Genomic DNA, 21361 nt, shown 5'->3' on the forward strand with positions numbered 1-21361 from the left:
GGTAACGCATACGTTTACGAGCGCTTTTTTCGGATTTAGCTAATACAGCAAGATTGATATTATTCATAAATATAGCAATAAGAGAATGACGATTAATTAGATCATATATTTAATGTAATTGGTATTAGATCCTGCTAGATGCTTATTTATTGATGACAGTGAAGTGATTTTAGCGGCGTCAAAGCGCGCTGGTGTGGGCTATCAATTAGGTGTGAGTAATCCCGACAGTAAAAAACCGCACACGGTATTTAAGCAGTTTCCCGCGGTGAGTGACTTATTAGACGCACTTTAACGAACACAAAAGAAAGTGAACATTAAAAAGCGCGTTGATATTGCTATCAACGCGCTTTTTACTTGCTTCTATTTGGTGGGCCAACAATATCAGTATTGATTTACAACCCTGGCACGACACCCTGATAGTTGATTGGATAATATCCCTGGCTATCTTGGCGACCTAAAAATTGTAACGCGTCGCGTAAATCTTTTGGTTGGGTATCTGTAGGCTTAATTTTAGCGCTGACTTTAACTAAGTTTGCTTCACCTAAAATAGCGGTACCCGTTAAGCCGATGGTATTTTGAGTTTCATCTGTCGCTAATTGTAATTGGCCGTCAAGGCAGCTCAAGCCTAGCGCGATATTACCTACCGGATACGCACCAAATTGGTTTTTAACGTCGGTATTATTTAAAAATAACTTGCCACTTAATTGTTCGCACCAAGGCTTACCTTGCTCTAGCACTTCAATCATTAAGCTCACATCACCACTCACTTGAGTTTTAAAAGGTAAACGGGCTCCGGCAAGTAAAAAACTGTCTGGTACATCAAGGCGAATATTGTTACCACTGATCCCCGCAAGAGACCAGGTTACACTGCCTTTACCGCTAACCGGTGTTGCACGATTACCAATGCTGAAATCAATATTAGCTTGGCCCATAAACAAGCCCCAAGGGCTTAGTTGCCAACTCACATGCTCAACTTGACGCTGATCAACTGTAACTAATGCAGCTTTGCCTTCCCATAGTGTCCCTTCTGTGCCGCTAATGACCACATTGTTAGGGAGCGGTGCAATACTGACTAACCAGTTTGCAGGAATGTACGCGACGAGAAACACAAAATAAACCAGCACGCCAACCAGTATTTTAAAAAATAAACTCACAAAAAATCCTTACTGTGAAAGCTGAATACGTCTGACTTTAACAAAGCCAGTAACATCAGATTCGGCTAAATCGACGCTGTCTAGCGTTAAGCCTTTTTGTTCAACTAAATCGTGTAAATAACCGAGCAATGCATCAAACGGAACATCGTCCATCCACAACTGTATTTTGTCACCTTGCGGCTGCATTCGGGTAATTTCTAATTGATATTGCCCAGCCGTTTGGTTAACGATTGAACTTAAGCTGCCACGCACTTTTGCTTGAGCGCCTGCTTGCTTTAAACCGGCAATTTTATTGGCGGTTTGTTTTACATAATTTAAGGTTTGCTGGGCAGCATTATGGCTGCGTTCCGCCTCTATTTGAGCATTTGATATTGGTGTCCATATACCCCAATACATAATCCCAACGACGAGAATCGCTGCGCAAAAACCAACGAGCTGCTGTTCTCTCAGCACTAAACCTTGCCACCAAGTTCGCAAATTATTCATTTTATTTGCTCCTCAAGGTCAAGGTGCTGGTCACGTTTTCGTCCGTGCTGTTCATTGCGCCACCGTCTAATTGATAATCTTTGGCTACGATCTCTTTAAATTGATCAATTTGGGCATAATTTTGCGCGGTCACTTGCATACGTAACTCGTTACGATTGCCCTCAAAGCGCAAACTATTTGGCTTAAGATCTGGCACTTTACTGAATGCCGGTTTGAGTCCGTCGAGCATCTCAAAAAATGCCGCGCCGCCACCTTGGCCTTGCATGCTGCGCAATGCACTGTCCATTTGCGACCGCATATTAACAATCCGACTCACTCCTGGTACTGCCTGCTTAAAAATGGCTTCGCTTTGAGCACGTAGCACTTCAGTGTCATTATTAAGCTGATGGATCATCAAACCTTTATTTACTAACGCCAATACAATGGCGAGCACTAAAATAATCGCGGCATTTTTCCACACTAACAGATGTTTGCTGTATTCGCGTTTTGGTTTGTAGATCCCACAGAGTAAATCAATGGGGGCGTTCAACACTCCTTTGGCCAATACCATCATTGGCAGATCAAGTGGCTTACTGTCTACTTGTACACCGTCAATCGCAATATCTTCGCTATAACAAGCTACATTAATTTGCGCGTTATCATTACGCGCTGTCGCTTGCTTAACTAACTGAGGCAGTGCAAAGGCTGACCACGCTTTAGGTAGGCTTATACCGCCTCCTTCAGATGTACGAATAAGATATTCATTACCTAAGCTCATTGCTGCCCATCGACATTGCTCTAATGGCAATGCTAAACAGTCTGGCACAATGCGTTTTACTTTTAAGCCCGCGTCTTGCAACCAGGCTAGCCAGGTTTGCATTTGTTCATGGGCAACGGCTGCTACATTGAGGAGTTCACCCTCGCGCGGACCCACCACAAAATGCATGCGGTCAACGTCTGTTGCGAGCGATTCTTCTAGCATGTAAGGCAAGGCTTTTAACGCTTGGCGCTGGCCTTTTTCAGGCAATGCGATTTGAGTCAATGTCATACTGGCCGCTGGCACAAGTACATCAACAGGACGATTGCCCGCACGTTCAGCTAAACTGCTCAGGCTCGCGGCGTCCGCCAACTCACCTGAGGCAATAATTTCTTGCTCTTGCTCTGACCAGACAAGCCATGAACATGGGTGTTCTGATGTTTTTCCTAACCGGATAAATAGCCGTTCAGACACTGTTATTCTCCACCGCTCTCAATACGTCTTTATACGCTATGAGCTTGTTATTATTGTTGGCCACCATACTGACGGGTGAGCACTTCTAAATTATTGCCATTGCGCTTAAGCACACTGTCCATTCTAAATATTGCATTGTCGACTTTGGCGCCCGCGTGTAATAAAAAATACTCGCTATCGACAACAAAGCTCGACTTGAGGTCCGCTTCCGCTTTAATACTGCTAAGCGATGAGCTTTCCCAAAATTCTTCAATGGTACCGTAACCGTCTGCAGGACGTTCGTTGATAATATTTTCAGCTTCACTTACGGAGACTTCATTCTCTAACATTGCAGCAAGTAAGGCGGCTTGTTCCACTTTAACGGTATTCACATTTAATAACTGCCGACTGTCGCCGGGTATTGCACAGACATAATCTAAAATATTGATGTACACATTTTGATTAAACCCAAGCACTGCACGTAATTCGCTGCGATGTTGCATCAAGGTATTTGCTGCGCGATACGGCACATTACGTGACTCATATTCAGCATCTTCTGCACCATAAGCACTCGATACCGTATCCACGTCGATGTAATCTTTTAAAGTTTGCGTTAGTTGCTCAGCACCAAAGTCATCAACACCTAAACTTATTAACAAGGATTGAAACTGCCTTGCTGCTAAGGTCATTTTAGGTTGATTATCTTCGGTACTGCTTGACGGTTCACCCACGGCATTCACATTAAAACAGGCTCGCATATCTTCAATTTCGCCAACAATTTCGCCGTACTCTGCAGGAAAGACCACATTAGCTAACGCCCAATATTGTTGTAAATGTACTGTACCTTCGGCGTCTTCAAAATCTTGCTTTAGCACTTTCATTGCCAGCTCTTCAGCAGACATGGCATACCAATAAGCTTGGTCATATTGCGCCATATTTAACGTCCGGCGCATAGATAACTGGTTACGGCTGGTGATATTGGTGGCAATAATGACCACTAACGCCACAATCAGCATTACGACGATAAGCGCGACACCTCGCTGCTTTTGGCCGCCCATTAGCTTGTACCCTCATCTTTTGAGTCATCTTTTGAGTCATCTTTTGAATCATTTTTTGAGTCATCTTTTGAATCATTTTTTGAATCGGTAACGGGTGCGCCTTTAGGCAATAAAAAACGTCGCTGAATTTTACCTAGGCCTTCAATTTCGATTTCCATGGCAATACCTTTTGGCATTACAGTTCCATCAGCTTTAGTTTGCCATTTATCATCAATAAAAAACGAATACTCAATCGATACCACATGGTCAATCACTAGGCTTTTTAACGGTTCGGCGCCCACTATGGGTTCAGGATACGGATAATACCAACGCTCTAAACGCCCCGCCTGCACCACATAAGCAACCGATTGCACACTGCCTCTGGGTAACATGCCATCTGGGTTTAGCCAGCCTAATCTGAAAAACATTAATGCTTGGGTATCAGAGTCGAGAATATTATCGCCTGCTTGAAAAAACTGCTTACCGCGATCGCCTTCAAATGATCGTGGCGTACGAGCCACCATTTGGCCTAAATCACGCTCTAATGCACCAAAGCCTTGTTGCAAAGCTTTGAGACGAACAGCAAAGTCTTTAGTGACTTCATCGTTTTTCATTACCGCAGATAAAACCGAGTTGGCCGCAATACCCAGCATGGCAAAAATCGCTATCGCGATGAGCATTTCAAGTAAGGTAAAACCGCCTATATTAGGCTTTGTTGTGCACATAACTGCTTACCTGAGCCACAATTCGTTCATAGCGGTTATCGTCACTGACACTCACTTTAATCATTCTAAATTTATCGTCAGTGGTTTTTACCACTTCTTGTCGCCAGTACCATTCGCGCCCAGCTAATTCGACCTGGCCTTCTTTTTTGCCAATATCGGGAAAGTCACTGGTTAATCTAATATCAACCATTTGATTGCTGGCAACCCACTGGGCAAGCGTGCGTTCTTCTAAAATGGGCATGTTGGCCATTTGCTCGCTTAAGCTTTTGGTTACCGACACCGCAGCAATTGAAAACACCGCTAATGCAACAATCACCTCAAGCAAGGTCATACCTAAATTTTTATTCAATGAGCGAATTGAGCGAGGTGAATTATTCATCGACTCGCCCTAACGTTAAACGCCCCAGTGCATCACCAACCACTAATACATTGACGGGTTTTAGCTCATCATCTACGGTGGAAAAATTAAGTTCAAATGGGGTCATTTCGCCACTTGGAAAGAGTAAAATTTGTGGTTCAGGATGTTTTTTCTTATCTTCTTCGCTTTCTTCATCGATAAACGGCTCGTCAAACCACGACTCATCTTGTTCATCTTCTTGTACTAATGGCATACCATCAATCACAATGTCGAGCACGATCCCTGATTCCATTTGTTGAGTCGCCAGTAAACGGTCTTGCTCAACAGGCATCCATTTGCCTTCTTTATAAAATACAAATTGGTATTCGTCTTCATCAATCACAATGCCAATAAATTGGCCGCTGAGCACACTTTCGTCCAGCACCATTTCAGTCGCCGACATAAATCGTTGCGCCTGTTTTTTAAGCGCTTGTTCTGGCCCTGCGACGTTCATAGACATGGTGACTGCAGCAGCCACCAAACCCATTAACAATGCAACCAGTAATACCTCAAGTAAGGTAAACCCTGCGTGACGACGAAAATGCATATTATTGGAAGTCTTGTAGATTCCAGCTGCCAATATCATCTTCAGTCCCTGGTTGTCCGTCTGGACCCGAACTAAAGATATCAATTTTGCCATTTTCACCTGGGCTTAACAGTAAATAGTCATTGCGCCATGGATCCTGCGGTAAACGCTTAACATAACCACCGTCACGAAAATTACGTGGCTCTGGCGATGACGTGGTTTTTTGTACTAATGCGTCAAGGCCTTGCTCTGTTGTTGGGTAAATACTGTTATCTAATTTATACATGTCTAAAGCATTTTCGAGCGCAACAATATCTGAAACCGCTTTTTGTTGATCCGCTTTATCTTTGTTGCCCATTAAGTTAGGCACAACCATTGACGCTAAAATACCTAAAATAACAATCACCACCATCACTTCTAGTAAGGTGAAACCGCGTTGTTTATTGTGTTGTTGCATTAAAGACTTCCTTCTAAAAATGACTCAAAATTTTGAGCTAGCTGGCTTTGCGTATTGTGCTTAGCCACTGATTAAGTTATTTAATTCTAATATTGGCTGCAAAATAGCCATCACGATAAAGAGTACAACCGACGCCATACTCACGACTAGCATGGGCTCAAAAACCCCTAAGGCGATATTGACGTTAGACTCAAACTCACGGTCTTGGTTGTCTGCGGCGCGTTCGAGCATATTTTCTAATTGGCCACTTTTTTCACCTGAGGCGATCATGTACAGCATCATCGCAGGGAATAACTTAGTATTAGTCAACGCGGCACCCAAACTGGTTCCCTCACGCACACGCGCCGTTGCATCATCTACCGCTGCGCGCACTTTGACGTTTTGTAATACTTCACTCGCAATACGCATGCCATCAAGTAGTGGCACTGAACTGGCAGACAAAATACTTAAGGTGCGGGCAAAACGTGCAGTATTTAAGCCTTTGCTAACTTTACCAATAATAGGTGTATTAAGTAACGCGCTATCGTACTTCATTCGCATACTTGGCCTGGTCAGCATGCGCTGAAATAATATTAAACCGCCAAACAAAATTAAGACCACCAGCACACCCCAATGTTGCACAAAGTCAGACGCTAGGATTAAAAATTGTGTGGTACCAGGAAGCTCTTGGCCCATATGTTCAAACTGACCGACCACTTTAGGCACTACTGCGGCAAGTAATACGGCAATAACACCAATGGCAACAACCGTCAGCACAATAGGATAAATCATGGCTTGAGTGAGTTTGGACTTAAGCTGTTGGCGACGCTCGGTATAGTCAGCAAGACGATTCAGTACCACCTCTAAATGGCCCGACTTTTCACCAGAGGCAACCATGGCGCGATACAAATCATCAAATACATGCGGAAACTCAGCCATAGAGTCGGCTAAGCTATAACCTTCAACGACTCGAGAACGAACCGCCATGATCATATTACCCAATCGGGCTTTTTCAGATTGTTGCCCAACCGCTTTTAATGCTTCTTCAATCGGTAAGCCTGCCGCCACTAAGGTGGCTATTTGCCGAGTGATTAATGCAAGCTCGGCAACAGAAATTCGTTTTTTAAACAGGTTAGCCAGGCTAAAGCCGCCGCGTTGCGAACGGGCTTCTTTCTCACTAACAGGTTGCAGTTCAAGCGGCATAAGACGTTGCTCACGTAACTGACTACGAGCATGACGTGCAGTATCTGCCTCTATCACTCCTTTTTGCTGTTTGCCTTTGCTATCAAGGGCTTTGTATTCAAACGCTGCCATTGATTATTCCTCGCGAGTCACGCGTAGCACTTCTTCTAACGTAGTGACACCCGCTAACACCTTGCTCATGCCGTCGTGACGAATACTTGGTATCGACTTTCTGGCATATTTTTCAATGGCTAACTCACCACGACCACCGTGAATTAACTCACGGACATTGTCATCAACAATGAGAAGTTCATGAATACCGGTTCGACCGCGATAACCATTTTGGCTACAAGCCTTACACCCTTTGGCGCGATAAATGATTCGGGTATCGTTAGCAGTAATGCCTAATAATTCACGTTCACGCTCATCTGGCTCGTGGGCTTCTTTACACGTTGGGCATAATGTACGAATAAGGCGCTGAGCCAAAACGCCAAGTAAACTGGATGACACGAGGAACGGTTCAACACCCATGTCTTGTAAGCGCGTAATTGCGCCTGATGCAGAGTTAGTGTGCAGCGTTGAAATAACTAAGTGACCCGTTAGCGAGGCTTGAACTGCAATTTGAGCGGTTTCAAGGTCGCGAATTTCACCAATCATAACCACATCGGGATCTTGACGTAAAATAGCACGCAGGCCCCGGGCAAAGGTCATGTCGACTTTGGTGTTAACCTGAGTTTGACCGATACCTTCTAGCTCGTACTCGATAGGATCTTCAACGGTTAGGATGTTGGTATCTTTAGAGTTAATCTCAGTTAAGCCAGCATACAAGGTGGTACTTTTACCCGAACCGGTTGGACCGGTCACCAAAATAATGCCGTGAGGTTTACGAATTAATTCATCAAATTGTTCACGAATACCCGCCGTCATACCTAACTGCTGTAGATCTAAATTACCGGTATTTTTGTCTAATAAACGCATTACTACACGTTCGCCATGGCTCGATGGCATGGTCGACACACGCACATCGACTGCACGGCCGGCAATACGCAATGAAATACGGCCATCTTGCGGTAAACGTTTTTCGGCAATGTCTAAACGCGCCATCACCTTAATACGCGACACTAATAGGGATGACAATTTACGGTTTGGCTTTAAGACTTCTTTTAGTACACCATCGATACGAAAACGCACCACAAGCTGTTTTTCATAGGTTTCGACGTGAATATCTGACGCTTCTTCTTTAATCGCTTCCGACAGCAACGCATTAATTAATTTAATAATGGGCGCGTCGTCGTCACCTTCAAGTAAGTCTTCTGTTTGCGGTAATTCTTCGGCTAGGGTAAACAAGTCCATTTCATTACCAATATCTTCCATAAGCTGTTGTGCTTCTGAAGAGTTAGCCTGGTAAGCCTGGGTTAACTTAGCTTCAAACTTAGCCACTTCTAACTTTATTACGGCTAGCTCAACGCCCGCATAACGCCTGACTTCTAGCATGGCGTTTAGCGGTGTATTGTCGGTATAAAATAAACAAAGTTGCTCGTTTTCTTTGGCTAATACCAACTGAAAGCGATGCGAAAACGCAAACGGCAGACGCTCTTTACTGTTCGAGTGAAAAACTTCATCGCCTTCAACCACTTCCAGGGCAACATCACTTGATACTTGAGCTAACGGCTCTGTCATTGCACTATCAATCATTGTCTTGAGCCCTGTCCTTTTGCATGCTTTCATCGATGACTTTTAAAGCCGCATCTGATTCACGCATGTCAGTGCTCAATCCTTTACCGCTTTTATAGCGGTCAAGCATGTCATTGACTTCATCTGGCAAGTAGGCTTCTTGGCTCCACTCTTCTAACACTGGCACCTGGGTATTTGGCATTAAATTAATACCACGGCCCTGTTGCTCAAGTTGTAGAGCACGGAAGTAATTGTATTTACGACCTGCAATGCCTTCCATTGTCATGCCATCGCGGATAATCGTTGGCTTGATGAAAATCATCAGGTTTTTCTTGGTCTTTTTACTTGAAGAAGATTTAAACAGATGACCTAAAAATGGAATATCGCCCAAGATTGGTACTTTTTGGATACTTTCTTGTACTTCTTCATTGATCAAGCCACCTAACACCACAATTTGACCTGAGTCGGCCATCACAGTGGTGGTTAATCGACGAGTGGAAAAACTGATATCAACACCTGTATTACCGTTTACACCCGACACTTCTTGTTCGATGGTTAATTTAACCGACGAGCCTTCGTTAATTTGCGGCACTACTTTTAGCTTAACGCCCACTTCTTTACGCTCAACCGTTTGGAAAGGGTTGTCGTTATTTGAGCTAGAGGTTGAGCCAGTAATAATCGGGACTTCATCACCGACAATAAATGATGCTTCTTGGTTATCTAACGTGGTGATTGAAGGTGTGGCTAATACGTTTGAATTGGTGTCACTGGATACCGCTTGAATTAACGCGCCAAAGTTACCAGACGCCACACCCCACGCCATGCCATTAACTTTGCCAAGCGCTTGGGCAATTAAAGTGTAATCACCATCTGCTGTTGGGTTAGTGGTTGTAGTAGAGCCACCGTCTGAGTTAGTAACAGTAACGGTTGTACCGTCTTCCTCTTGCGCAGCGAGAACCCCCGCACCAATTTCACTGATGCTTGGACCGATATTATTAAATTGGGTTAAGCCACCGGAAGTGCTGCCCCATTGCACGCCAAAACCGACGTTATCACCTTCGGCAATTTCAACAATAATCGCTTCAACTAAAACCTGTGCACGGCGAATGTCTAACTGGTTAATCACACTTTCAATGGTACGTAACTGATCGGGTTCAGCACTAATCACCAATGAGTTGGTATCTGCATGCGCCATGATATTAATATCATTACGACGTTTGCTTGTGCTGCCCTGTGCTGCGGTGCCGCCATCTTTATTTTCTTGTAGGTTTTGTGCGAAACCGGTTAATACCTCAACTAAGTCTTCGGCTTTGGCATAACGTAAATAGCGTACTTTGGTATTACCCGTATTGGCTTGCTCAGCGTCGAGACGTTGAATTAACTCAATGACGCGCTCACGGCTTTTTTCATCGCCACTGACAACCACAGCGTTCATGCGCTCATCGGCTACTACTTTTGGAGCTTGCCCAGGTAATTGCGCTTGGTTAGCCGTTGAACGGTACAAGGTATCTACGATACGCACGATTTCACCGGCCGATGCATAGTTTAATGTCACCACTTCAACTGCGGTGTCACCTTGCTTATCGACTCTGCGCACGATTTCTACTAATTTGTTGACTACCGCAGCTCGGCCAGAAATCATCAATACGTTGGCTTGGTCGTAGTTAACCACGTTACCGCCACCAGCATTGTCGTTTAACTGACGCAAAAGAGGCGCAAGTTGCTTAGCTTCAGAGTTATACAATGGCACCACGCGGGTCACCATTTCGTCACCTAAGCCAGGCGCATTATCATCGGCAACACGAATGGCTGATGTTTTGGCGTCTTTGTCTTTAATGACTTTAATAACGTGGTTTTCCATTTCAACCACGGCATAGCCATAAACCTGCAACACGTTTAAGAAGAATTGGTAATATTGCTCATCATTTAATAAGTCGTAACTACGGACGTTAATTTTACCGCGTACGGTAGGATCAACAATGATGGTTTTATTGAGGTTTTTACCGACAATATTAATAAACTCTTGAATATCAGTGCCTTTAAAATTAGCCGCATATTGTTCCGACCAGGCCATCGGCGCAGCCATCATGGCAGCACCCACTAACATTCCAGCAATAATCTTATGTCGGATCCCTTTGTTATTCATTTTACTCAATCCTCTAACGCCAAATTATTGTGGCAAACTAAACATGATTTCGACCAACTGCCCTTCACGCTCTACCATGACAGCCATTTCGGTGAGCTCAGGCAGTTGCGCCATCACTTCTAAAGCCTGACCCATATCGGTCAGATCAAATCCATTAATTGATTTCGCTAAGTCATTAGCCTGAAAACCCGCTTGCTTAAACAAGGCCGCATCTTTACCCGGGTTTAAGCGATAGCCAGAAAGCTCTTCACCGCTACGCACAGGTGAAATGGCTAAAAAGTCGGTAATTTTACTGGGGTCGGCTAATAATTCATCTCGTGAATTAGACAGATCTTCGGAAAAATCTTGATTACTGCGACGATCCACTCGGGTCACTTTTTGATCGACCTTAGCTTGTTGTAACTGCTCGTTGGCCTGGCTTTGCGTTGTGTACTTAAGGCCGTCTAGCATCAAGGTTTCGTAGCGACCACCATTAGTGATAATAATCCTGTCGGCATAGACTTCTTTTAATGATGCCGATGTACCTTTAATTTTATCGCCTAAGCTGTAGGTGTCTTGCTGACCGCTAGACTCAATCACCGCTAAACCTTGCTCTTCAGCAGTTGAGGCAACCACACCGGTTAACTGAATAGACAAGTTAGTTTTAGGTGCATCGGTTATTTGCTCAACGGCTTCAGGCTTAGGTTTATTCGCGTTGCCATCAACACGGCCAAACAGTAATAGGTTACGCACACCAGCAAGCTCTATGCGCTTAGCAGTGCTTGCAGAAATGGGGGATGGTTGCCACGTCGCAGATTGCGATGACACGGGCATCAACTTCCATGTAATTTGTGCAGCAAGTAGCAACACAATGACTAATCCACACAAAAATACAGCTACACTTAACGGCTTATGCGGCACAGTGGCTGCTTTGGTGATCAGTTTATCTAATAAATCCATATATAATTGGACCCTCTATACGTCTTGGTACAGGTCTCTGTTCTAATTGTTGAAAAGTAATACTTAGTCGTCATGCTAACCTACAGAAGATAAAGCAACAACCCTAGCGCATATCAATTGGCGAAACTGCACCAAATATGCTAAGTTTGCGCGCACAAATGAGGCTCAATTTAACCCCATATTGCAATAATACTGACATTGTATGGCAGTTAGATTACTCAGTCTGTGAAATCATCCCTGTTTTGGAGGCCATTTGAATCAAACTCAGTCCGAAAAGAGCATTATTCGGTTAGATAAATGGTTATGGGCGGCACGATTTTATAAAACCCGCGCCATTGCAAAAGACATGATTAACGGCGGTAAAGTACATTACAACGGCCAACGGACGAAATCCAGCAAGAATGCTGAAGTCGGTGCAAAAATTCGTCTGCGCCAGGGTAATGATGATAAAGAATTGATTATCATGGTGTTATCCGGCCATCGACAAGGTGCTAATATTGCGCAAACTTTGTACGAAGAAACCCCCGAGAGCATTAGCAAACGCATCATTAACGCTGAAGCGAGACGGCTCAATATTTTGAATAATCCGGCACCAGATCATAAGCCGGATAAAAAACAACGACGACAGCTTATGCGCTTTAAAGACGTTTAAGCGACTAAAAAGAGTTAAGAGAGTAAAGATGAACAACGATATTTTACATCGCTACCTATTTGATAATGCAGATGTTCGCGGTGAAATAGTCCAGCTTGAGAATAGCTATCAAGAAGTGCTATCTGCTCACGAGTACCCAGTTGCAGTACAACATTTGTTAGGTGAATTAATGGCTGCTACGTCGTTATTAACCGCAACAATCAAGTTTACCGGTGACATTAGCGTGCAACTGCAAGGCGACGGTCCGGTATCATTAGCGGTAATTAACGGCAATAACGAACAAGTATTACGTGGTGTATCACGCTGGAAAGGCGACATTGCAGACGATGCAAGTTTGCAGGACATGTTTGGTAAAGGCTATATGGTCATCACCCTAACACCAGACGAAGGTGAGCGTTACCAAGGTATTGTGTCGTTAGAACATGTCGATTTAGCCGCCTGTTTAGAAGAGTATTTTAATCAGTCTGAGCAGTTACCTACGCAAATCAAGTTATTTGCTAACGGCAAGCAAGCTGCCGGTATGCTATTGCAAGTATTACCGACAAAATCTGATCAAAATGATGACTTCGAACACTTATCAACCCTTACGGCCACCATCAAAGCCGAAGAGTTGTTTAGCCTAGATGCGCCAGATGTGCTGCACCGCTTATATCACCAGGAAGAAGTGCGCTTATTTGATCCTGTTGATGTGACATTTAAATGTACGTGTTCACGTGAACGAAGTGGTTCAGCGATCAAGACGCTCTCTCAAGCAGAAATTGAAGTGATTTTAGCTGAAGAGGGTAAAATCGATATGGGTTGTGAATACTGTAAAATTACCTATTCATTTGATGCTATCGATATTGCCGCTTTATACGCAGGCAGCCACAGTAGTGATTCACAGCAATAAAGATTCCCATTACGTAACCAATTACAAAAAAAGCGCATTATGCGCTTTTTTTATGCCTAAAATTTGACTTAAAAATACTTAACGCCAAAAACTTTCAGAAAAATTACCAAACTGTTCGTTACCAAAGCGTCAACTTCAGATACAATCGCCCCATTAGCTTATACAGCCAGCGCGCAATAATAATACCGAGCTAAAAATAGCACCGCGAAACCTATAATAACGATTCATTGCGAAACCCGACCTAAAAGACATGGAGATCAACACTATGGCGGATTTATCACACCGCGTTAACCTTAACCCTACGACAGCACAGCTTGTTGAAATCGCGCTACTTCGTGGAGAAGGTCAGCTCACCGCCAACGGTGCATTAGTGGCCAAAACCGGAGAAAGAACAGGTCGCTCACCTAACGACCGTTTTATTGTTAAAGACCCCGCTACCGAAGCTGATATCGAATGGGGCAAAGTGAACCGCCCGTTTGATGCCGGTAAATTTGATGCCTTATGGGGTCGTGTTGAAGCCTACCTTGCAGACAAAGAACTGTTTATGTCTGAGCTTGAAGTCGGTGCCGATGACGACCACTACATTCCAGTTCAGGTGACAACCGAATATGCATGGCACCAGATTTTTGCCCGCAACTTATTCATTACCCCTGAAGTCTTTAACCGTAATAACAAAGACACATGGCAAATTATTAATGCCCCAGGCTTTGTGTGTGAACCAGAGCGTGACGGCACTAACTCAGAAGCGGCCGTGATCCTTAACTTTGCCGAACGCAAAGTGCTGCTTGCTGGTTTGAAGTACGCTGGAGAAATGAAAAAGTCGATGTTCTCAGTGCAAAACTTCTTGCTACCCGCTAAAGGTGTTTTACCAATGCATTGTTCGGCAAACGTAGGCCATGAAGGCGATACCACCTTATTCTTTGGTTTGTCTGGCACAGGTAAAACCACCCTATCAGCCGATCCTAAGCGCTTTTTAATTGGTGACGACGAACACGGTTGGGCGCCAGGTGGGGTTTTCAATATCGAAGGTGGTTGTTACGCTAAGTGTATCGATCTAAGCCAAAAAAATGAGCCTGTGATTTGGGATGCGATTCGTTTTGGTACGGTATTAGAAAACGTGGTACTTGATGAACAACGCGTACCTAACTACAACGACACTAGCTTAACTGAAAACAGCCGTGCAGCTTACCCACTTGAGCATATTGCTCAACGTAAAGTTGAAAATCGTGGCGCTGAGCCGCATGCTGTCGTTTTCTTAACTTGTGACGTGTCAGGTGTTTTACCGCCAGTATCGGTATTAAGCAAAGAGCAAGCGGCTTACCACTTCTTGTCTGGCTACACGGCAAAAGTGGGTTCGACTGAAATGGGCTCAACCTCTGCCATTCAGTCAACGTTCTCAACTTGTTTTGGCGCGCCCTTTTTCCCACGTCCAGCCGGCGTATATGCCGAACTACTCATGAAGCGTATCGAATCATTTGGTAGCCAAGTGTACTTAGTTAATACTGGCTGGACTGGCGGCCCACACGGTGTCGGTAAGCGTTTTGACATTCCAACGACTCGCGCTATTGTCGATGCGATTGTTAGTGGTGAGCTAAAAGATGTAGAAACCGTCCACATCGATAAACTCAATCTGAATGTACCAGTGGCAGTAACAGGCGTAGACAGCAAGCTACTTAATCCGGTTAACACCTGGAGCGATGCTGCACAATACAACCAGTATGCACAACAATTAGCACAAGAGTTCAGTGACAACTTTGCCAAGTATCACGTCTCTGATGCCATTAAGCAGGCTGGTCCGAAAGTCTAAACAACAACTCGGTTAACCCAGAGAGACACCATTGAAATCCCAACTTACGTTGGGATTTTTTATTGTGTAGCCTCATATTCGTTAATGGTAATGCTATGATGCCGTTTCAGTTTATACCCAACATCATTACCTAGAGGTCTTCATGCACCGAACTTTGCTTGCTAGTTTATGGGTTAGCCCTTTGTTATTTTGCGCAACCTTGAGTATTGCAGCTGAAGATATGATTCAGCCAACAGCGCAAACGGCTATTGAACAAGCCAATACCTTTATAAACGACAGCATACTACCGCCAATCAAACCCTGGTCTGGTGCGAGTGAAGCCCTTCTCATAAACGCAGAACAACCTTGGGCAACCCCTTTTGAACAGCAAGGTTACCTGAGTACACCAAACTACAGCGACACCATAGCGTGGTTAGATAAACTCGTCGACAGTAGTGATTTATTGCATAAAGTCAGCCTAGGAAAAAGCCCGCAAGGCCGTGATATATGGATGATCGTCGCCTCAAGTGAAGGTGCTGAAACGGCAAAAATGTTAAGCGATAATGGTAAGGCCACAGTGCTTGTGCAAGCCGGTATCCACTCAGGGGAAATCGACGGTAAAGATGCCGGAATGATGCTGCTTAGAGACATGAGCCATGGCAATAAACGCGCGCTGCTCGAAAACGTTAATTTTTTATTTGTACCCATATTAAGTGTTGATGCCCACGAGCGCAGCAGTGATTACAATCGGGTTAATCAGCGTGGACCAATCAATATGGGCTGGCGTACCACAGCTAATAATCTCAACTTAAACCGAGATTATGCCAAAGCGGATGCGCTTGAAATGCAGCACCTCATCCGCGCCATCAATATTTGGCAACCCGATTTGTACATTGATGTACATGTTACCGATGGCATTGACTACCAGTACGATGTCACTTTTGGCTACAACGTAAAACAAGGTTATAGCCCTAGTAGTTTTAACTGGTTAGAGACGATTTATCGCCCCGCAATAGAAGCTGCACTCACTGAGCAAGGTCATATTCCAGGGCAGTTAGTGTTTGCTGTCGATAATGCCGACATGGCCAAAGGGGTGTCGTTATGGAACCCCAGCCCACGCTTTTCAAATGGTTATGGCGACGCCCGTCATTTACCGACTATTTTAATCGAAAATCACAGCCTTAAGCCGTACAAACAACGTGTCCTCGGTACCTATGTGATGCTGGAACAAACATTAAAAACGGTGGCGAAAAACAGCACTAAATTAAAATCAGCCATTTACGCAGACAAATACCGCAACTCAAGCCAACTAGCACTCACCTGGAAAAGTGAAGTATTACCTCAAGGCCGCGATTTTAAAGGCATTGATTACCGCATTGAAACCAGCCCAATAAGCGGCACTGAGGTCGTACGCTGGACAGGTGAACCTAAGCTGTATGCCAATATTCCTGTGGTGGCCAACACCAAAGCTGACATTATTGTTTCACGACCTGTTGCCTATTATATTCCCCCGCAATGGACCACAGTGATTGAACGTTTATCACTGCATGGCATTCGTATGACTCGGCTTGAAAAACCCACACAAATTGCTGCGCAGCAATATCAATTTAGCGACCCCAGTTTTTCAAGTGCTGATTATGAAGGCCATCAAACTGTTACGGCCACAACCACGACTAGCAAAGTGAATGCTCAACTTCCCGTAGGAACCGTTCGTATTGCAACCGATCAACCTTTAGGGGATTTAGCCATGTTGTTATTAGAGCCGCAGGCTGAGGATTCGCTGTTTTACTGGGGGTTTTTCAATACCATTTTCACTCAAACAGAATACATTGAAGATTATGCAGTCGAGCCGTTGGCGGCAAAAATGTTAGCTGATAATCCGGCATTGCAAACGGAGTTTGCTCAAGCACTCAAAGAGCCTGCTTTTGCAAAAGACAGTAAAGCTAGATTACGTTGGTTTTATCAGCGTAGTCCGTATTACGACCAACAATACTTGGTTTACCCGGTGCTTAGAGCCATGAAATAGCTCAACTCACTCGTTTTAAAAAGAATAAAAGCGCTTCGGCGCTTTTATTCTTTAGGGAAATCAATCCAATGATTATATTCTCGCTCATAAAAATCGGCCGGCAAAATAGGATTGTCGAGTAGCAATATTCGGCTATTTTGAAAGCGACTTAAGGGGAATATGGAGGTTGTGGTGGGATGGTGCATAATAAATTCGCTTAATTTGCCATTGGCGAGTAATTGTAACAGTCCCTGGGTAAGACGTTTAGCCAGAGGCTGATTTTGCTTGTTCACAAAAAAGTACATCGGTAATGGGTAACGTAAAATTAATTTGTCATACACCATCAATGTTTCATGACCTTGAGCGCCCACTTCTGCAAAGGCTTCGTTAATGCCACGCGGAAAATAATCACAACGTTGCTGCTCTAGCATGGTGTACATTAACGGGAAAGAAATCACCCGCTCAACCCGGTAACCGTTGTACTCCAAAATATCTGAATCTGGCCACTGGCTACCTTGGCAAGCAACCATTTTTTGTAATTGCTCTGCCGTCGTAATCTTGGCAAACTCACTTAAGCGATTACGCGCAATCACTGGGACACGATTACCCAATAAGCCGCCCACTAATGGCACCGTCACCGCAAGATAATCGCGTTCACGCTCAACGCTAGTACCCGCCCAATACACATCTAGCTGCTTATTTTTTAACATCACAAAGCCGCGCGATTGTGATAGCGACGATTCCAACGTCACAATATGCGCAGGACCAAATTCATCTGAGGTGGTGTCGAGCACTAATTGCAATAAGTCGACATAATATTGGTATGAGGTATTATCTAGAGATTGCGAAGGTTGTATACGTACGACATCCTCAGCACACACCTGCACTGATAATAAACACAATACTATCGAAAACAGCCCTGATTTATATATCAATACCTTCAATCCACAGTGATCTGATTTAACAAGATTAGCCGTAAAAACAATTAGTCATCAGCAGTATTTGTGTTTAATGCGGCAAATTGTGTAACCAGTTGTAATTTTTGCTGGCGCGACATCTTTTTAATGGCAATTTCACGCTTTAATGCTGTACTGCGATCGATTTGTGGCTCTTGATAAACCAGTGTTAACGGGCCTTTACCTTTTAAAAACTTGGCAGCCTTGGGTCCACTACTTTGATGCTCAGCAAATCGACGCTTAACATCGGTCGTTACCCCAGTGTACAAATGCGAATTAGCACACCGAATAATGTATAAATACCATGAAGAAACCGCTTCAGTTTGTGACATAAACGAGAAAAACCTTAAGTATGATCATAAAACTCTTTTACCATCATGGCATACTAAGCGCTATTAATAGCGAACATCATTTTTAACTCAGGCACTAAAAGAGTGCCTTAGGTATTCATTAAGGAAGTTCAGATGCCAAACAATCAAGACCCTTGCGCCCAACCGACATTATTGCATCCAGACCAAGCTATTGAGCAATTATTAGCTCAAGTAGAGGCCACGCAAGACACTGAACTTGTCACGCTGAATCATGCAATCGACAGAGTGCTCGCAGAAGACCTAGCCTCGAGTATCGATTTACCGCCATTTGATAACTCAGCTATGGACGGCTTCGCATTTAGGTATGCTGATTTAGACAGTAGCCAAGAAAGTACGACTCTGCCATTAGTTGGCAGTTCGTTTGCAGGCCATCCATTTCACGGTAAAGCGCAGCCTAATACGTGTATCCGCATCATGACTGGCGCCCCTTTACCAGTCGGTTATGATACGGTGCAAATGCAAGAAAACGCTCAAGCTAACGGCGATAACATTACTATCGGCCATCCACATAAGTTAGGCGCTAATGTACGCAAACGGGCAGAAGAGTTACAAGCCGGCACTAAAGTATTGCATCGCGGCGTGACTATCCGAGCTGCTGAAATGGGCGTTCTGGCCACTATTGGCATTAGCCAGGTGCGCGTTACTCGTAAATTAAAAGTCGCGTTTTTCTCTACCGGTGATGAACTACGCCCTGTTGGCAGCGAACTTGCTCCTGGGCAAATTTATGATTCGAACCGCTATTCAATCCAAGGCTTATTGAGTAAAAGCAATGTTGAATGGGTAGACCTTGGCGTAATTAGCGATAATAAAGAAGCCATTCGCGGCGCATTTAAAGAGGCCGCAAGTAAAGCCGATATGGTGCTCACCTCAGGTGGCGTATCTGTTGGCGAGGCTGATTTTACGAAACAAATTTTATCTGAAGAAGGCCAAATTACTTTTTGGAAATTAGCCATTAAACCAGGCAAACCGTTTGCGTTTGGTAAAATTGGCAATGCAGTCTTTTGTGGGTTACCCGGTAATCCGGTGTCATCGATGGTGACGTTTTACAAACTCGTTCTGCCTATATTGCATAAAATGCAGGGATTGACACCCAAAGCCCCTCTGTTTTGCCAAGCGACATTACAAACCGACATCCGTAAACAACCCGGCCGAGTAGAATACCAACGTGGCATATTAAGCCAAAATGAGTCAGGCGAATTGCAAGTTTCGATTACCGGCGGCCAAGGTTCTGGCATGTTGACGTCAATGAGTTTAGCCAACTGTTTTGTCATTTTAGAGCAATATCAAGGTGATTTGGCTAAGGGCAATACCGTCACCGTTGAGCCATTTAATAGCGTACTTTGCTAGGAGCATTATGCAGCCTGTAGACCAAGATATTTTGAGCGACAACGAGATGTTGCGCTACAGCCGTCAAATATCCATTAAAGCAATGGACATTGAAGGCCAAGAAAAACTCAAACTGGCAAAGGTATTGATTATTGGAGCCGGCGGTTTAGGGTGTGCAGCTAGCCAATACCTTGCTGTAGCAGGCGTAGGGGAAATAACCATTGTCGACTTTGATACGGTCGAGCTATCCAATTTACAACGCCAGGTTTTACACTTTGATGCCAATATTGGCCAGGCTAAAGTCGATTCGGCTAAGCAAACATTGGCTCAACTCAATCCGCTCATCAACATTAATGCATTAAATGCGTTTTTAGATGATGCCGAAATCGACACGTTAGTTAGTCAGCACAGCTTGGTACTCGACTGTACCGACAACGTTATGGTGCGCGAACAGCTCAATAAGAGCTGTTATAAACACAAGATACCATTAGTGTCTGCGGCGGCTATACGCATGGAAGGCACAGTAACCGTATTTGACTATCAAGCTGATACGCCATGTTATCAATGTTTTAGTGCATTGTTTGGTGAGCAACAGTTAACGTGTGTCGAATCGGGTATTTTAGCCCCCGTGGTGGGAATGATTGGTTGTATTCAGGCAACGGAAGCCATCAAAGTGATTAGCGCGATGGGACAAGCTTTGTCAGGAAAGTTGTTAATGGTTGATGCGATGACCATGGAGTTTAGGCAAATGACATTACCAAAACAACCGCAATGCAAAGTATGCGGTTGCGGCGCGTAAAAAACGTAACCTATCCCAAATCAACCAAAATAAAAGCACAAGAGAATAAATACTCTTGTGCTTTTATTATTCTACTGGCACGTCGATGGCGTTGGCCTCTGTAGACATTAATGCTTGTTGCGCTAAACGTTCACGATCCGCTTTAGCAACGTACGGATTTTTATTCGCTGCATGTAGCTTGGCGTTGGCTTTTTTAGCCTTGGCTTTCAATGTTTGGTTAATTTTCTTTTTACGGTTCATATAATTCACATCATCGACAAAATACCAGCGCGATTATAGCGTCAAACGCCCTCAGGCTCTATTCATTCTAACGCTTAACTTAGCTTACCCCCTGAACCGCCAGCAAACAGCTTAGCGTTTATAAATCTTCTTGTAACACCACCCACAAAGCATGAATAAGCCCCGGGATAAAAAAGAAAAAGCACAGCAATATGTTAATCAGTAAATCTTTACCCAAGCCTTTTTTCAAAAATACCGCTAATGGTGGTAGCAATATCGCGATGATGACCAGTAATAATTTGTTTGTGTCCATTTTTCATCCTTATTATGTTGCTTAATTAAGAGAATACAATTATAAAAATAGCATAAGATACAGATTGTTAAACAACACATTTACAATAAAGATTACAAACAGTTTAACAACGCGCTTATCAAGGTATTCTATTAACGATGTGCTATGGTTAATT

21 protein-coding genes and 2 pseudogenes are annotated in these 21361 nt (G+C 44.0%); 7 read left to right on the plus strand and 16 right to left on the minus strand.

The window, feature by feature from the left end:
* Positions 1-124: 124 nt before the first annotated feature.
* Positions 125-292: pseudogene (locus tag ACROAE_RS17070) on the plus strand (HAD family hydrolase); the annotation flags it as partial.
* Positions 293-392: 100 nt separating this feature from the next.
* Here the strand turns inward: ACROAE_RS17070 and ACROAE_RS17075 are convergent.
* Genes ACROAE_RS17075 through gspC form a run of 12 tightly spaced genes read right to left on the minus strand, consistent with a single transcriptional unit; the run spans position 393 to position 11891 of the window.
* Positions 393-1154, minus strand: a complete 762-nt coding sequence (locus ACROAE_RS17075) for a type II secretion system protein N (protein ID WP_432403994.1) — start codon at positions 1152-1154, stop codon at positions 393-395.
* Positions 1155-1163: 9 nt separating this feature from the next.
* Positions 1164-1640: a type II secretion system protein M gene (locus ACROAE_RS17080; protein ID WP_432403997.1), complete on the minus strand. Its 477-nt coding sequence runs from the start codon at positions 1638-1640 to the stop codon at positions 1164-1166.
* Between the two features lies 1 nt (position 1641).
* The gene (gene gspL, locus ACROAE_RS17085; protein ID WP_432403999.1) at positions 1642-2850 is read right to left on the minus strand and encodes a type II secretion system protein GspL; all 1209 of its coding nucleotides are present in this window, start codon (positions 2848-2850) and stop codon (positions 1642-1644) included.
* A gap of 50 nt (positions 2851-2900) precedes the next feature.
* On the minus strand, positions 2901-3887 hold the full coding sequence (gene gspK, locus ACROAE_RS17090; RefSeq protein ID WP_432404001.1) for a type II secretion system minor pseudopilin GspK: 987 nt from the start codon (positions 3885-3887) through the stop codon (positions 2901-2903).
* Entirely contained in the window at positions 3887-4591 is a 705-nt protein-coding gene (gene gspJ / locus ACROAE_RS17095) for a type II secretion system minor pseudopilin GspJ (RefSeq protein ID WP_432404004.1), read from the minus strand. The genes gspK and gspJ overlap by 1 nt, the downstream gene beginning before the upstream one ends.
* On the minus strand, positions 4572-4970 hold the full coding sequence (gspI, locus tag ACROAE_RS17100) for a type II secretion system minor pseudopilin GspI (protein WP_432404008.1): 399 nt from the start codon (positions 4968-4970) through the stop codon (positions 4572-4574). Before gspI ends, gspJ begins: the two co-directional genes overlap by 20 nt.
* Positions 4963-5535 (minus strand): type II secretion system minor pseudopilin GspH, encoded by a 573-nt coding sequence (gene gspH, locus ACROAE_RS17105; protein WP_432404012.1) that lies wholly within the window; start codon positions 5533-5535, stop codon positions 4963-4965. Before gspH ends, gspI begins: the two co-directional genes overlap by 8 nt.
* A gap of 1 nt (position 5536) precedes the next feature.
* Positions 5537-5971: a type II secretion system major pseudopilin GspG gene (gene gspG, locus ACROAE_RS17110; protein ID WP_432404016.1), complete on the minus strand. Its 435-nt coding sequence runs from the start codon at positions 5969-5971 to the stop codon at positions 5537-5539.
* Between the two features lie 60 nt (positions 5972-6031).
* Complete coding sequence (gspF, locus tag ACROAE_RS17115; RefSeq protein ID WP_432404019.1) at positions 6032-7264, minus strand: type II secretion system inner membrane protein GspF; 1233 nt, start codon at positions 7262-7264, stop codon at positions 6032-6034.
* A 3-nt stretch (positions 7265-7267) separates the two neighbouring features.
* On the minus strand, positions 7268-8812 hold the full coding sequence (gspE, locus tag ACROAE_RS17120; protein ID WP_432404221.1) for a type II secretion system ATPase GspE: 1545 nt from the start codon (positions 8810-8812) through the stop codon (positions 7268-7270).
* 7 nt (positions 8813-8819) lie between these two features.
* The gene (gspD, locus tag ACROAE_RS17125) at positions 8820-10952 is read right to left on the minus strand and encodes a type II secretion system secretin GspD (protein ID WP_432404024.1); all 2133 of its coding nucleotides are present in this window, start codon (positions 10950-10952) and stop codon (positions 8820-8822) included.
* Between the two features lie 24 nt (positions 10953-10976).
* Positions 10977-11891 carry a type II secretion system protein GspC gene (gspC, locus tag ACROAE_RS17130; RefSeq protein WP_432404027.1) on the minus strand — a complete coding sequence of 305 codons (915 nt, stop codon included), beginning with the start codon at positions 11889-11891 and terminating at the stop codon, positions 10977-10979.
* Positions 11892-12144: 253 nt separating this feature from the next.
* Between gspC and hslR the strand changes: the two genes are divergently transcribed.
* The 4 genes from hslR (at position 12145) to ACROAE_RS17150 (ending at position 17244) form a co-directional block, all read left to right on the plus strand.
* Positions 12145-12543: a ribosome-associated heat shock protein Hsp15 gene (gene hslR, locus ACROAE_RS17135; protein WP_432404030.1), complete on the plus strand. Its 399-nt coding sequence runs from the start codon at positions 12145-12147 to the stop codon at positions 12541-12543.
* A 28-nt stretch (positions 12544-12571) separates the two neighbouring features.
* Positions 12572-13432 (plus strand): Hsp33 family molecular chaperone HslO, encoded by an 861-nt coding sequence (gene hslO / locus ACROAE_RS17140; protein WP_432404033.1) that lies wholly within the window; start codon positions 12572-12574, stop codon positions 13430-13432.
* Positions 13433-13682: 250 nt separating this feature from the next.
* Positions 13683-15239 (plus strand): phosphoenolpyruvate carboxykinase, encoded by a 1557-nt coding sequence (locus ACROAE_RS17145; RefSeq protein WP_432404036.1) that lies wholly within the window; start codon positions 13683-13685, stop codon positions 15237-15239.
* A gap of 220 nt (positions 15240-15459) precedes the next feature.
* Positions 15460-17244 (plus strand): M14 family metallopeptidase, encoded by a 1785-nt coding sequence (locus ACROAE_RS17150; protein WP_432404224.1) that lies wholly within the window; start codon positions 15460-15462, stop codon positions 17242-17244.
* A gap of 44 nt (positions 17245-17288) precedes the next feature.
* On the opposite strand, the gene ACROAE_RS17155 is transcribed toward ACROAE_RS17150, so the two are convergent.
* Positions 17289-18158, minus strand: a complete 870-nt coding sequence (locus ACROAE_RS17155) for a hypothetical protein (RefSeq protein WP_432404039.1) — start codon at positions 18156-18158, stop codon at positions 17289-17291.
* Between the two features lie 50 nt (positions 18159-18208).
* Positions 18209-18493: pseudogene (locus ACROAE_RS17160) on the minus strand (GIY-YIG nuclease family protein); the annotation flags it as partial.
* Between the two features lie 150 nt (positions 18494-18643).
* On the opposite strand from ACROAE_RS17160, the gene moeA reads away from it, so the two are divergent.
* Positions 18644-19897 carry a molybdopterin molybdotransferase MoeA gene (gene moeA / locus ACROAE_RS17165; protein ID WP_432404043.1) on the plus strand — a complete coding sequence of 418 codons (1254 nt, stop codon included), beginning with the start codon at positions 18644-18646 and terminating at the stop codon, positions 19895-19897.
* Positions 19898-19904: 7 nt separating this feature from the next.
* Positions 19905-20675 carry a molybdopterin-synthase adenylyltransferase MoeB gene (gene moeB, locus ACROAE_RS17170; protein ID WP_160055487.1) on the plus strand — a complete coding sequence of 257 codons (771 nt, stop codon included), beginning with the start codon at positions 19905-19907 and terminating at the stop codon, positions 20673-20675.
* Between the two features lie 66 nt (positions 20676-20741).
* Here the strand turns inward: moeB and ACROAE_RS17175 are convergent, their stop codons facing one another.
* Positions 20742-20915, minus strand: a complete 174-nt coding sequence (locus ACROAE_RS17175) for a DUF2986 domain-containing protein (protein WP_432404046.1) — start codon at positions 20913-20915, stop codon at positions 20742-20744.
* Between the two features lie 118 nt (positions 20916-21033).
* Complete coding sequence (locus ACROAE_RS17180) at positions 21034-21207, minus strand: YqaE/Pmp3 family membrane protein (RefSeq protein ID WP_432404049.1); 174 nt, start codon at positions 21205-21207, stop codon at positions 21034-21036.
* Positions 21208-21361 lie beyond the last annotated feature (154 nt).

Source organism: Shewanella sp. MF05960 (assembly GCF_050849305.1).
GTDB lineage: Bacteria > Pseudomonadota > Gammaproteobacteria > Enterobacterales > Shewanellaceae > Shewanella.